This window comes from Rhodococcus sp. EPR-157 (assembly GCF_001647195.1).
Taxonomy (GTDB): domain Bacteria; phylum Actinomycetota; class Actinomycetes; order Mycobacteriales; family Mycobacteriaceae; genus Rhodococcoides.
In genome coordinates, this window is the sequence record NZ_LVCV01000275.1 from 1 (window position 1) to 12,700 (window position 12,700).

A 12,700-nucleotide genomic window follows, 5' to 3' on the forward strand; every position below is an offset into this window, starting at 1 on the left:
TCGAAATTCTCGGCATTCCGTTCGCCATCATGTACTGGCTGATCAACGGAGTCGTTCTCGGACTGACTCTCTGGGGTCTCTACATCGTCGAGGACATCCGCGGCGAACTCGACGAGGACCTCCTCCCCGCTACCACACCGCTGACTGGAGAATGACATGTTGATCATGCTGGGAATGCTCGGCGTCTTCTACGCCATCGTCATCTTCATTCTGTATACGACCCAACAGAAGTCCTCCCCCACGTTCGACGAGTACTCCGTCGGCGGACGTAGCTACGGCCCCTGGTACGTCGCGATGAGCTACGTCAATTCGTGGTGGCCCGGATCGGTGTTCATCGCGTTCTTCGGACTCGCCAGCGGCGCAGGGGTGTTCGGCCTCTACGGCCTCGCGTACTCCAGCCTCGGCGTCGCGATGATGTACTTCATGGCCACCCGAGCATGGCGCTGGGGCGCGAAGTACAACCTCCGCTCACAGCCCGATCTGCTCGGCCTACGCTTCAACTCGCGCGCCACGAAGGTCGTTGCCAGCGTCATCGGCATCGTGTCACTGTTCCCGTGGGTCGTCCTCGGCATGCAGGCGCTCGGTGAGGTCTTCCAGATCGCCAGTGCCGGAGCATGGTCCGTCACCACCTGCCTGTTCGTCGGCCTGGCCGTCATCGTGATACGTCAGTACTGGACCGTCAAGATGGGCATGCGCGGGCTGATCATGACCGACATGTTCCAGGGCATCGTCGCCTACGTCTTCTCCGCCGCACTGTGCCTGATCCTGCTCTCCGGTATCGCCGGCGGCCCGATCAGCTTCGGCACCCTCGGTGACGTCGCCGACCAGTACCTCCGCGTCCCCGGCGACGGCGACTCCTACGGCCCGTTCTACCTCTTCGCGCTCATCTTCACCGGCGTCGTCGGATCGCTGTGCTGGCCGACCAGCTTCCAGCGCATCTACACCGCGTCGAGCGTTCGCGCAGTCAAGTCCGGCACCATCCGCACCGTCCTGATCTCCGGTGTCTTCTACTCCCTGCTCATGCTCGTCGGAATCGCCAGCACGGTCATGCCGGCAGTCGCCGACTCCCCGCAGACCGGCTGGTTCACCATCATGGAGAGCTACGGCGGAACGTGGCTTCTCGGACTCGGCGCCACCATGGTGTTCGCCGCATCCATGGGCCACATCGACGGCAGTGTCCAGGTCTGCGGCCTGCAGATCGCCAACGACCTCGTCAACTCCGAGAAGCGTCAGCTCACCGACAGCCAGCTCACCAAGGTGGCCAAGGGCAGCATGCTCGCGTTCATGGCGGCCGCAGCCATCGTCGCCTACGCAACCTTCAACATGACCCGTCTGCAGCTTCTCGCGCAGATCTCGTATCAAGGAGTCGTGCAGCTCGCCATCCCACTGTTCCTCGGTGTCTTCTGGCGAGGCGGCAACGGCAAGGGTGCCGTCGCCGGCATGGTCTCCGGCTTCGTCACCGCACTCGTCCTCACCGCGATCTACCCGGACGACATCGCCGGACTCGGCAGCCTCACCGGCGGCGTCGTCGGAATGGCCGTCAACCTGGCCGTCTTCCTCATCGTCTCCAAGGCCACCGGCACCACGGCCGAGGAGAAGGCACGCGTCAACGAGATGTTCGAGGTCGGCAAGCGTCCCACCCGCACCGCACCCGTCGACCTGTCCTTCGAGGATCAGATCGAAGAACTCGCCTCCAACCCCGCTCCGGAAAAGATCTGACCGTGACATTCCTGGATGATTTCGCGACACTGTCCTCGTTCGGTGCCACCGCCCATGGTGGTGTCCACCGCGAGGCGGCGACTGCGGACGACGGTCGAGCCAGGCGGTTCCTCGCCGACTGGTTCGACCGGCACGGCCTCACCACCACCGTCGACGCTGTCGGAAACATGTACGGCAGTATCGAGTTCGTACCCGATGCTCCCTACGTGCTCGTCGGATCGCATCTCGACAGTCAGCCGACGGCCGGCAAGTACGACGGCGCCTACGGTGTTCTCGCCGCAGCCCACGCCGCACATCAGGTCATCGAGTGCGTCGAACGGGGTACTGTGACTCCGCAGTTCAACCTCGCGGTGGTCAACTGGTTCAACGAAGAAGGCTCCCGCTTCTCACCCAGTCTCATGGGAAGCGGGGTCTTCATCGGCAAGTTCGAGGCCGACGACATCCTGAAAATCACCGACCGCAGTGGCATCACAGTTCGAGATGCCCTGTTCGATATCGGCTTTCACGGCGACGCACAGAATCCCGACGCCGTCTCCTACGCCGAGATCCACATCGAACAGGGCCCGATCCTCGAGCAGGAGGGCACAACGATCGGCATCGTGACCGCAAACTGGGCAGCACGGAAGTACTCGATCACCGTGCACGGCGAGCAGTCCCATACCGGCGCAACACACATGGCACTGCGTCACGACGCGCTGGTCGGTGCCAGCAAGATCGTCGTCGCTGCACGGGAACTCACCTCTCAGTTCCCTGACGGTGTGCTGTTGGCGTCGGTCGGGCAATTCGACGTCGAACCCAACTCCCCCATCGTCGTGCCGTCGAAGGTCACCATGGCTGTCGACGTCAGATCGTCGGATCCCGACGTGCTCGAGCAGGCCCACGACATGCTGCTCGCGGCCATCGCTCAGGAAACAGAAGTCCACATCAGCATCGACACCTCGGCGCTGCGGCCGTCCACCAGCTACCAGAGCGAGGGCGTCGAACTTGCCGAGGAGGCCGCGAAAGACCTCGGCCTGTCGCATCGCCGAATGCTCACGATGGCCGGCCACGACTCGGTCAACCTGAAAGACATCGTCCCGACGGTCATGCTGTTCGTCCCCAGTGTCGACGGCATCTCGCACAGCGAAAAGGAACTCACCCGCGACAGCGACCTAGTCGACGGCGTCACGATGCTGACCGAGACCGTCGCCCGCATGGTCCGAGGGGACATCGGCAACGTGGAAGCTACTGAGCTTGCGAGCGTAGGAAGCAGGCAGACATGATCGACTTGACCGGCAAGACCGCAGTGGTCACCGGCGGCTCCCGAGGAATCGGGCGAGCTGTGGCCACCACACTGGCTGCAGCTGGCGCGCGCGTAGTGATCGCCGATCGCAGCGATGCCATCCGCACCGACGGCGCGTCGACCTCGGACGTCATCACTGCCGCAGGGGGCATCGCCGAATCCGTATTGCTGGACATCGCCGATTCCCAGCAGGTCGACGGCGTGTTCGGTGATATTGCCTCCCGGTTCGGCATCGACATTCTCGTCAACAACGCCGGGGTGCTCAGCGCCGGAACGGTACTCGAGACGAGCGACGAGGCGTGGCGGTCGATCTTCGCGGTCAACGTCGATGGGACCTTCTTCTGCACGCGGGCGGCGATACGGCACATGGTCGACGCAGGTAGGGGCGGCAAAGTGGTGAACGTCGCGTCGATCAGCGGTCTGCGGGCGAATCCTGGTTTTGCGGGCTACTGCGCGGCCAAGGGTGCGATGGTCAACTTCACCCGTCAGGTCGGCATCGACTACGCGCCGCTGGGCATCAACGTCAACGGTGTCGCACCCGGATTCGTCGAAACCGATATGACCGCGATCTACGACGCCTCCATCCGGGGCGCGTTGGAAGCGCAGACCCCGAACGGCAAATGGGCTGATCCGCAACACATTGCGGACACCGTGCTGTTCCTGTCGTCGACGCTGTCCGATCACATCTGCGGCGAAATCATTGCGGTGGACGGCGGCTGGCTGGTCGGCACACCCGTTGTCCCACTATCGGTGTCAACAGCGGTATCGGCATGAAAGGCGCTCGATGAACCCCATTCTCACCCAGCCTCTCGCAGCGATACGCGAGGCGTTCCGCACGGGCGAGACCAGCCCAGTCGACGTGCTGGACGCGACCCTCGAACACATCGCAGCGACCGATCCGGTGATCAATGCGCTTGCCTACGTGGATGAACAGGGTGCCCGAGCCGCGGCACAGGCAGCGACGGATCGCCTCATCTCGGGGCGTTCCCGCGGCGACCTCGACGGTATTCCGGTGACGATCAAGGACAGTGTGCACGCAATCGGGATGCCCTGGCGGCACGGTGTCGCCGCGAACGCGAACCTGCCGATGTCTACCGTCGACGCTCCCCCAGCTGCACGACTGAAGGAAGCGGGCGCCGTCATCCTCGGCAAGACGACAATGCCCGACATGGGCATGATGGCCGCCGGCGTCAGCTCCCTCTACGGAATCACCCGCAATCCCTGGAACCTCTCCCGCAATACCGGCGGCTCGAGCGCAGGTGCGGGAGCGTCTCTGGCGTCGGGCATCGGTTTCGGTTCTGTCGGTTCGGATATCGCCGGATCGGTACGGCTTCCCGCCGGGCACTGCGGACTTGTCGCGCTGAAGCCGACGCAGGGGCGCATCCCGCACACTGCGCCGTCGACCATGCGGTCCGCCGGGCCGATGGCACGTAGCGTCGACGATCTGATCGACCTCTACCGTGTCATCAGCCGGCCCGATCCGCGGGACACCTGGAGCCTGCCGCCCGAGGACACCGCCGACATACACGCGGCTCTCACTCCTGCCGGACTTCGCATCGGCGTCATGCTCGACATGGGCTACGGCACAACCATTTCCGACGAGGTACTGCGCGTGGTCCATTCTGCGGCAACGGAACTGATGGCAGCGGGCGCCCTGGTCACTACGATGCCGCCGATCTTCCGTGAGGATCCGTACCCGGCACTCGATCGACTGTTCCAGGTGCGTGCTCGGGCCGAGTGGGAGTCCATTCCCGAGGATCGCCGGTCGCAGGTTCTGCCGGCTGTCGCGGATTGGGCTTCGGAGGCGGCGAATTGCTCTGCGGCTCAGTTCTCGCGGGATACCGAGGCGGTGATGCGGTCGCAGGAGATCGTGCGGGCGAGGACGAGCGAGTTCGATTTCGTGATCAGTCCGGTCATTCCCACTGTCGGGTTCGCTGCCGATGAGGTCGGGCTCGATCCGGTGCAGCCGCTCGGCCACTGCAGTTTCACGGCGTGGTTCAACCAGACGGCTCAGCCTGCGTCGGCGTTGTGCTTCGGGTTCAGCGAGCACATGCCCGTCGGGATACAGGTGGTCGGGCCGCGGTTCGCGGATCAGGCGGTGCTGCGGCTGACGAAGTGGCTCGAAGGTGCACGAGAGATCGAGATGAACTGGCCGACAGCGGTTGCCGCGGACAAGATCGGAGCACTCGGATGACAGTTCGACAGACATTGAGCGAGTTGGGCGTGTGGACATCCGCCGAACTGACGTTGGATCCCGGCACGACCATGGCAAGCCCGAGCTGGTGGGGTGCCGACTCGGAGCGCTATTCGGCCAGGGCGTCCGTTGCCGACGCTGCGGCGGGATCGGCCGCGTTCGTCAAGGTCATGGAACCGCATGCACGCGACTACGTCGACATCGTGAACGCCTTCGCTGCCGCCACGGCCGCTGGTGATGCAGGCGTCGGCCCGAAGATCTACATCTCCGACGCCGACTCCGGTGTGCTGGTCATGGAGGACTTCACCGGCATGTGCCATACCGCGACGCTGGATCTGTTCGACGAGGATGCCAACGTCGAGAAGCTGGTCGCGCTGCGGACGTCGGTGCATGGATTGGACGGGGTTGTGCGCCGGGCGTCGGTGTTCGACGACCTCACGCATGCTCGGAATCTGGTCGAGAAGGTCGGCGGCGCACTACCTGCCGACTTCGAGTGGATGCTGCGCACACTCGGGCCTGCGCAGGCCCGCATCGAGTCGGCCGGCTACGACGTTGTTCCCTGCCACGGCGACGGCAACGTCTCCAACGTTCTGGTGCTCGACGACGGCAGCATGCGTCTCGTCGATTGGGATGTCGCGGCACTGATGGATCCTCTCCAGGACATCGGAGCACTGCTCGCGGAGATTCGGCCGTTCGATTCCGATGCGCGTGAGGTGTTCGAGATGGCGTGGGGGTCGTTCGACAGTGCATTGTTCGATCGGGCGCGGATCTATGGCATCGCGGACTCGCTTCGGTGGGCGCTGATCGGTTCCTGCGCAGACGCGATGAGACCCGGCACGCATGAGTATTCGAAGTTCTCCGACTGGCAGTTCCTGAGGGCACGCGCTGGACTGCGCGACCCGCATTTCGACGACCGAGTACGGAACATCTGAGGTGGACATGAACGAGATCGCAGTGGGATCTGCCCGTACCGAACCCGAGCGGCAGGTGGAGAAGGCGCTCGCCGCAGTCGCTGAGTGGGAGGGTCTGAACATCACGTACACCCCGGTGCCCGGCGGGTTGATGAACAGCAACTGGCGCATCACCGTCGACGGGAAACCGAAGCGCTACTTCATGAAGCTGCCTGGTGCAGGGTCGGAGTCGTTCATCGACCGCTCGCTGGCGAACGAAGCTGCTCGACGGGCCGGTGCACTCGACATCGGGCCCGAGGTGGTCCTCTTCGACCCCGTGACGGGAGTGGAGGTCATCGAATTTCTGGAGGAGTATCGTGCCTGCACCAACGGCGATTTGAAGCGTCCGGAGATTCCGCTGGGCATCATCGATCTGTATCGGGTGCTGCATTCCGGGGACAAGCTCAGTGTCACCAAGACGATCTTCGACATGATCGACGAGCACCTCGACCAGGTCAACGAGCTCGGTGTGCGACTCCCCCGCGATGCCGACGTGATCCTCGCCGAATACGGTCAGGCAAAGCAGGCGATGCTCGCGTCCGGTTTGGATCTGGTTGCGTGCCATAACGATCCGATGCCGGGCAACATTCTCGTCGCACCGGGTAAGCCGATGAAGTTGGTGGACTACGAGTTTGCGTCGAACAACGATCGGGCGTACGAGCTCGCGGTGATGGTGACCGAGATGTTCTACGGCGAGCAGCAGACGATGGAGCTGATCGAGGAGTTCTACGGCAAGGCCGAGTGGTCGATGATCTCGCGAGTACAGGTGTGCAGTGCGCTCGCCGACGTCAAGTGGGGCTTGTGGGGCTGCATGAATCACAAGCTCAGTACGGCATGGGATTTCGACTATCACAAGTACGGTTCGTGGAAGCTGGCTCGGGCTCGGCTGAAGATGGCTGATCCGCGGTGGGCGTTCTGGCTTCAGGGGTTGTGAGGTGGCTATTCTCGATCGTGTAGGAGCCTTGAATGTCAACGGTTTCGACGCGGCTTCTGCTGCCGCCCTGGATCCCCGCACTCGTGAACTGATCGACCGACGCCGCCGAGTCCTCGGGCCTGCGTATCACCTGATGTACGAGAAGCCGCTCGAGCTGGTGCGCGGGGACGGCGTGTACGTCTACGACGCCGACGGCACCCGCTACCTGGACATGTACAACAACGTCGCGAGCGTCGGGCATTGCCATCCGCGCGTGATCGACGCTGTGAGTCGGCAGATGTCGCTGATCAACACGCATACGCGTTATCTGCATGATGCGGTGATCGGATATGCGGAGGATCTGGTCGCGACGTTTCCCGACGAGCTGACGACGGCGATGTTCACGTGCACGGGGTCGGAGGCGAACGATCTGGCACTACGTATCGCACGGAACGCGACCGGACGGCACGGTGTCATCGTCACCGACAGCGCCTATCACGGTGGGACAGTGGATGTGGCGGCGTGTTCACCGTCGATGGGTCCGGCGTCCGTGCGCGATGCGCCCTGGGTACGGACGGTCCCGGCCCCGGACGCGTATCGGGTGGATGGTGATTTGGGGACGTGGTTCGCCGAGCATGTGCAGGCGCAGATCGATGACCTTCAGGCGTCGGGGATCGGCTTCGCGGCATTGTTGATCGACTCGATCTTCGCCTCCGACGGAGTGTTGCCGGAGCCGACGCCGTTCTTGAAGCCGGCCGTCGACGCTGTCCACGCTGCCGGGGGTCTGTTGATAGCCGATGAGGTGCAGCCGGGGTTCGGGCGGCTGGGTTCCTCGATGTGGGGCTTCGAACGGCACGGGTTGCTGCCGGATATCGTGACGATGGGTAAGCCGATGGGCAACGGGATGCCGATTGCGGGATTGGTGATGCAGGGTTCGCTGGCCGAGCAGTTCGGTCGGGACTTGCGCTATTTCAACACTTTCGGTGGGAACCCGGTGACGATCGCGGCGGCGCAGGCGGTGCTCGACGTGATCCGGGACGAGGAGTTGGCGGCGAATTCCTCGGCCATGGGCGCTCGGTTGCTCGCAGGATTGCGGGAGGTCGCTTCGGAGGTCGAGTCGATCGGTGACGTCCGGGGTGCGGGGTTGTTCGTGGGGGTCGAGTTCGTCGGCCCTGGCGGGGAACCGAATCCGACCGAGGCACTGCGGGTGGCCAACGCGATGCGGGAGCGTGGTGTGTTGATCTCGGCGACCGGGTGCTTCGGGAACACGCTCAAGATTCGTCCGCCGTTGGTGATCGGCGAGGAGGAGGTTGACCTGTTCGTCGCGGAGTTGGCGGGGGTTTTGGGGATCGGGTAGCGCCAGCGGGTTGTCGGTCCGCGCTATTTCGGCCCCTTGGACTGGAGGTCGGTGGCGTTGGTGTCGTCAGCGGCCTCGGTTGCGGAGAAGAACTTGCCGAAGACGACCTTCATCTCCTCGACGACGTCGATGTGGCTCTGGAGGACGTCGACCATGTTGTTCGCGCCGCCGGCCGCCTTCTCCGAGAAGATTCTCTGTAGCTCCTTGCCCGAATCGAAGTCACCCCAACCGCTGATGTCTACCAGTTCTCGCGCTTGCGTCTGATGAAGCTTCAGCCTGGCGATGTAGTCGTCGCATGCGAGGCTGCAGGCAGCTGCGGCTTCCGAATTCAGGAAGAGTTCGCCACGGTCGGCGGCGATCGCAAGCGATGTCCAATAGGTGGCAGGGGGTTCAGGATTGGCCACATCGATCTCCTTCTACTCGGCGGGCGGCAACAGCGTCGCCAGGTCGGTTGTGTGTTCCAGCACGAGGTCGCACGGATCGGCTCCGATCGGGTCCGTACCCATCGAGTTGACGGTAAAGACCACAACCCCATTCGCTACATCCACAGCGAGATTGCAGTCTGTGATCGATTGAGAATTGGAAGTCGTGTACCGGTAGGCATCCCGTCCATCCACCTCCATGTCGACGCCGTTCAGATTGGTTTCGTTTGCACGGGCATCCTTCACGGTGAAGACGTCGGATGACTTGATGTTGACGAAGTACGACGGCTGCGTTGCCGGACCGCGGAAAATGCAAAGACTCCAATCTCGAACCTCGATCCCGGTGCCCCAGCCCTCCCGGTAGTCCGGGTCCAGTCCCGTCGCCGCGATAGCATCCGGGGTGATGCTGCACGGATCCCAGCGCTCAGCCGCGACTGCACTCCCCCCGACGCCGTCACCGCATCCCGTGATTAGAGCTGCCCATGCGACCAGCGTCGCCACCCGTTTACGCACCAAACCCCCTCGATCACGTCGATCAATAGGTTAGACCCCGACAGCCGGCAATCGGTTCCGTTGGACTCTTGGGACGAGAAAGTTCTTCGGTCCGGTAACGTTCATCCTCCTTCCGTGGTGGCGTACCGAAGTAGCTCGAAACGGCGTTCTGGAAGTGAGAGAGGCCGACAATTCGCGTGCGTCGGGCATAGGCTGCGGGCATGAACAAAGTCAGTAAATTCGTACTCGGATTGCTACTTTTCAATGGGGTATCAGCGGTCGGCGGAGGAATTGCGCTGATGACCGGCTTGATCCCGGAACAACCCACGTGGGTCGAGCACACAGACTTCAGCAGTCTCTACTTCCCAGGCGTGATTCTGCTCGCGATCGTGGGAGGTAGCTCGCTGTTCGCGGCGTCGGCGATGGTCAAACGGATTGAGGGCTGGCAGCTGGCCAGCATTCTGTCCGGGGTGATCATGATCGTGTGGATAGTTGCCGAGATCGCATCCATTCGCGCGTTTCACTTCCTGCAGGTGATCTACCTCGTGACCGGGGTCGCAGTGATCTGGTGGACCCGAACGGCCGACCACACCGGCACCGCGGAACAACGCGGCCTGCCGTGACGCCCAAAACGCTTGATAGACCGGAAGATCCGTCGACAACGAGTGTGCACGCCGCATTCGGAACCGGGATGTTCGTCCTGGCCGTTCTGCTGGTATCGAATTCGTTCCTCGGACCACTCGGCATCGACGTCTTCGACTATCCGATCTCGAGCACCTTGCAGAACCAGCTGATCGGCCTCGAGATAGTCACCCTCGTCCTGGTCACCCCGTTGAGCATTGCCGCCGGAGTGCTGGCTCTGCGCGGTCACCGCGCCGCTGGCCCGCTGGCGTTCGGCCCAGCGGCCTACACCGCGTACATGTTCGTTCAATACGTGCTCGGCCCGGAGTACGCGACGTTCAATGCGGTTGTGTTGTTCCACCTCGGCGTCTTCGCAGTAAGTGTCGTTCTGGCCGTCTGGGCCTGGACGATCACCGACGCCGCTTCGATGCCGGGCACGACACCGACCAGACAACGCGTCTACGGCGTAGTCCTGCTTGCGCTGGCAGCGTTCATACTGTCGCGATACCTCGGCCCCATCTTCGGCGGTGCGATGCCGGCCGAATTCGCAGATGCGCGCACATTCTTCTGGTCCATTGTTCTGCTCGACCTCGGTCTCGTGGTTCCAGCAACCGTCGTCACCGCGGTGGCACTCTTCCGCGGAACACGGTCTGCCCAGAAAGCGCTGTACGCGGTGCTCGGCTGGTTCGCTTTGGTTCCGCCGTCCGTGGCGGCTATGGCTGCGGTCATGGTGGCCCGCTCGGATCCGACCGCCTCGGTCGGTCAAGTCGTCGTGCTGACCGTCGTCGCAGTTGTGTTCATGGGATTTGCGGCCACTGTCTTCCGTCCGCTCCTCTTTCGGAACCGCCCACCCATCGCCTGAGCTTCAGTCCAGGCCGCCGAGCCGACGGAGGTCCGCGAGAATCGCAGGGGCCTTCTGCATGAGGGAAATATGCCCTTCTCCCTCGATCAGATGAGCCTCCGCCCCAGCGACATTCGCGGCCAGCCACTCCGCGTGCGCGAACGGCACCATCGTGTCCAGACTGCCTTGCCATACCGCGACCGGCACTCGAATCTCTTTCAGGTCGAATCCCCAGGGACGCGTATGGGTCAGGTCGTCGTCCCGCCATCCGACGATGCCCTGACGCCCAGCCGCGTTGACCGAAGCGGCGAGGTACTCGGCCAGCTCATCGGTCAACGCGGCGCGGTCCACCGGCGGTGCCAGCGCACCCAATCCCTCCGCAACCTGGTTCGCGGTGACGCCGAAGAACCCTGTGCGGACATCCAGGAACGCCTCCAGCGCGTCGACACCGTCGAACACCGCCGTGTACTCCTCGACATTCTCTTCTGCCATGCCGTCCCGGATGTCGCCGTCGTACTGATCGGCCGGAGCGATGCCGACGCAGCAGGCGGCCGCCAGGCACCGGTCGGGCAGCAGCGCTGCGCACGCCAGCGCGCGCGGACCACCGCCGGACCACCCGATCGTCAGGAAGTCGCCGACTCCGAGGTGGTCGAGCACGGTCGCGGTGTCTGCCGCATCGTCGGCGACCTGCGCCCTTGTTGCCCCGTCCGGGCGCGGCGAGGAGGCACCGTACCCGGGGCGCGAGTAGGAGATGATTCGGAGCCCGTTCTCCGCCGAGGCGCGCTCCAGGGTCGGGAACGGAACCGCGCCCTGCGGAGTGCCGTGATGGTAGACGAGCGGGAACCCGTCCTCCGGCCCCGCTTGGAGCACCTCGAGGCTGCGGCCGTCGGCGGCCTGGACGATTACAGACATGGTCTCCCTTTCGCTACTGCGCCGGTCAGCCAAGCCTTCTGCTTCGCGTGAACCGGTCAAGAGAGAGTGTTCACCACAGCCGAGTCGTTCGCAGTCATTAACCATCACGTCGTATCAATCAGGGACGGCCGACTGCGCAAAATTGGAACTCGAACGTTCTGCAATACAACAGACGACAGCGAGCACTGTTGCGCGCCTATGTTTCGACGAAGCGGCTCTGCGGCATCGGCTAGTTCGGCCCTTGGGACTGGAGGTCGGCGGCGTTGACTTCGTCAGCGGCTTCCGTCGCAGCGAAGAACTTGCCGAAGACTATCTTCATCTCCTCGACGACGTCGATATGGCTCTGGAGGACGTCGAACATGTTGTTCTCTCCGCCGACGGCCTTCTTGGCGAATATGTCTTGAAGTTGCAAACCTGAATCGAAGTCACCCCAACCGCTGATGTTGGCCAGTACCCGCGCTTTTCGCTGATGATCTAGGAGCCTGTGAATGTAATCGTCGCAAGCCGCGCTGCAAGCCCGCGCAGCCTCAGGGTTGAGGTACAACTGTCCTTGATCGACAGCCACGGCGAGTGCCTGCCAATATGTCGCCGGTTCACCTGGTTTACCCATTGCAACCTCCTACTTGCGTGCGGCCGGAACCGCACTTTCCAGATCATTGACGTGTTCGAGCCCTATCGCGCATGCGTCCGCGCCATCATCGTCTTGGTAGAGCACTGTGAACACCACGACTCCCGGCGGTACGTCGAGTGCGATGTTGCAGTCCCTGATTGCCGCACCGAACTCGGTCTTGTACATGTATGCGTCACGCCCACCCACCACAAGATCGCGACCCTCGCGATTGGCCGGTTTCGCGCGAGCCTCCGCGATCGTGTGATCGGCAGACGACAGCACGGTCAGCGCATAGTGATCTGCCGCGGGGATTTCGGACACTGGAGATGGTTAATTTCAGGCCGCGTTGACGTGCTGCCGGTAAGTGTAGTGGACGTCGTTCGGGGC

At 63.3% G+C, this 12,700-nt stretch carries 14 protein-coding genes; 9 read left to right on the top strand and 5 right to left on the bottom strand.

Translation table 11 applies throughout. The features are described from left to right. Nucleotides 1–156: 156 nt before the first annotated feature. The 7 genes from A2J03_RS12555 to A2J03_RS12585 are packed head-to-tail and all read left to right on the top strand — an operon-like array spanning nt 157 to nt 8,415. Nucleotides 157–1,719 (top strand): sodium:solute symporter family protein, encoded by a 1,563-nt coding sequence (locus tag A2J03_RS12555; protein ID WP_068374146.1) that lies wholly within the window; start codon nt 157–159, stop codon nt 1,717–1,719. Nucleotides 1,720–1,721: 2 nt separating this feature from the next. Beyond that, nucleotides 1,722–2,981 (top strand): M20 family metallo-hydrolase, encoded by a 1,260-nt coding sequence (locus A2J03_RS12560; RefSeq protein WP_331712373.1) that lies wholly within the window; start codon nt 1,722–1,724, stop codon nt 2,979–2,981. Then, complete coding sequence (locus A2J03_RS12565; protein WP_068374149.1) at nt 2,978–3,775, top strand: SDR family NAD(P)-dependent oxidoreductase; 798 nt, start codon at nt 2,978–2,980, stop codon at nt 3,773–3,775. The genes A2J03_RS12560 and A2J03_RS12565 overlap by 4 nt, the downstream gene beginning before the upstream one ends. A gap of 10 nt (nt 3,776–3,785) precedes the next feature. After that, a complete protein-coding gene (locus A2J03_RS12570) occupies nt 3,786–5,195 on the top strand; it encodes an amidase (protein ID WP_068374152.1) in 1,410 nt (469 codons plus the stop codon). Continuing rightward, nucleotides 5,192–6,127: a phosphotransferase family protein gene (locus tag A2J03_RS12575; RefSeq protein WP_068374155.1), complete on the top strand. Its 936-nt coding sequence runs from the start codon at nt 5,192–5,194 to the stop codon at nt 6,125–6,127. The genes A2J03_RS12570 and A2J03_RS12575 overlap by 4 nt, the downstream gene beginning before the upstream one ends. 7 nt (nt 6,128–6,134) lie before the next feature. Continuing rightward, the gene (locus tag A2J03_RS12580; RefSeq protein ID WP_068374179.1) at nt 6,135–7,079 is read left to right on the top strand and encodes a choline/ethanolamine kinase family protein; all 945 of its coding nucleotides are present in this window, start codon (nt 6,135–6,137) and stop codon (nt 7,077–7,079) included. Between the two features lie 7 nt (nt 7,080–7,086). Continuing rightward, nucleotides 7,087–8,415: an aspartate aminotransferase family protein gene (locus A2J03_RS12585; RefSeq protein WP_068374182.1), complete on the top strand. Its 1,329-nt coding sequence runs from the start codon at nt 7,087–7,089 to the stop codon at nt 8,413–8,415. Between the two features lie 23 nt (nt 8,416–8,438). On the opposite strand, the gene A2J03_RS12590 is transcribed toward A2J03_RS12585, so the two are convergent. Both A2J03_RS12590 and A2J03_RS29935 read right to left on the bottom strand, forming a co-directional pair. Further along, a complete protein-coding gene (locus A2J03_RS12590; protein ID WP_068374158.1) occupies nt 8,439–8,819 on the bottom strand; it encodes a hypothetical protein in 381 nt (126 codons plus the stop codon). 12 nt (nt 8,820–8,831) lie between these two features. Next, the gene (locus A2J03_RS29935) at nt 8,832–9,350 is read right to left on the bottom strand and encodes a DUF3558 family protein (RefSeq protein WP_231912506.1); all 519 of its coding nucleotides are present in this window, start codon (nt 9,348–9,350) and stop codon (nt 8,832–8,834) included. A gap of 200 nt (nt 9,351–9,550) precedes the next feature. Here A2J03_RS29935 and A2J03_RS12600 point away from each other — a divergent pair, with 200 nt between their 5' ends. Together A2J03_RS12600 and A2J03_RS31050 are read left to right on the top strand one after the other, a co-directional pair. Then, nucleotides 9,551–9,952 (top strand): hypothetical protein, encoded by a 402-nt coding sequence (locus A2J03_RS12600; RefSeq protein WP_068374161.1) that lies wholly within the window; start codon nt 9,551–9,553, stop codon nt 9,950–9,952. A gap of 44 nt (nt 9,953–9,996) precedes the next feature. Beyond that, a complete protein-coding gene (locus A2J03_RS31050; protein WP_068374165.1) occupies nt 9,997–10,812 on the top strand; it encodes a hypothetical protein in 816 nt (271 codons plus the stop codon). A gap of 3 nt (nt 10,813–10,815) precedes the next feature. On the opposite strand, the gene A2J03_RS12610 is transcribed toward A2J03_RS31050, so the two are convergent. The 3 genes from A2J03_RS12610 to A2J03_RS12620 all read right to left on the bottom strand — a co-directional run bounded on the left by A2J03_RS12610 (nt 10,816) and on the right by A2J03_RS12620 (nt 12,634). Then, nucleotides 10,816–11,703, bottom strand: a complete 888-nt coding sequence (locus tag A2J03_RS12610; protein ID WP_068374168.1) for an alpha/beta fold hydrolase — start codon at nt 11,701–11,703, stop codon at nt 10,816–10,818. Nucleotides 11,704–11,932: 229 nt separating this feature from the next. Next, nucleotides 11,933–12,313 carry a hypothetical protein gene (locus A2J03_RS12615; protein WP_068374171.1) on the bottom strand — a complete coding sequence of 127 codons (381 nt, stop codon included), beginning with the start codon at nt 12,311–12,313 and terminating at the stop codon, nt 11,933–11,935. 9 nt (nt 12,314–12,322) lie between these two features. After that, nucleotides 12,323–12,634 carry a DUF3558 domain-containing protein gene (locus tag A2J03_RS12620; RefSeq protein WP_231912507.1) on the bottom strand — a complete coding sequence of 104 codons (312 nt, stop codon included), beginning with the start codon at nt 12,632–12,634 and terminating at the stop codon, nt 12,323–12,325. Nucleotides 12,635–12,700 lie beyond the last annotated feature (66 nt).

Coding starts and splice junctions, on each gene's coding strand:
- A2J03_RS12600 (WP_068374161.1), top strand. CDS start 9,551: ATGAACAAAGTCAGTAAATTCGTACTCGGATTGCTACTTTTCAATGGG.
- A2J03_RS12580 (WP_068374179.1), top strand. CDS start 6,135: ATGAACGAGATCGCAGTGGGATCTGCCCGTACCGAACCCGAGCGGCAG.
- A2J03_RS12570 (WP_068374152.1), top strand. CDS start 3,786: ATGAACCCCATTCTCACCCAGCCTCTCGCAGCGATACGCGAGGCGTTC.
- A2J03_RS12615 (WP_068374171.1), bottom strand. CDS start 12,313: ATGGGTAAACCAGGTGAACCGGCGACATATTGGCAGGCACTCGCCGTG.
- A2J03_RS12610 (WP_068374168.1), bottom strand. CDS start 11,703: ATGTCTGTAATCGTCCAGGCCGCCGACGGCCGCAGCCTCGAGGTGCTC.
- A2J03_RS12555 (WP_068374146.1), top strand. CDS start 157: ATGTTGATCATGCTGGGAATGCTCGGCGTCTTCTACGCCATCGTCATC.
- A2J03_RS12575 (WP_068374155.1), top strand. CDS start 5,192: ATGACAGTTCGACAGACATTGAGCGAGTTGGGCGTGTGGACATCCGCC.
- A2J03_RS12565 (WP_068374149.1), top strand. CDS start 2,978: ATGATCGACTTGACCGGCAAGACCGCAGTGGTCACCGGCGGCTCCCGA.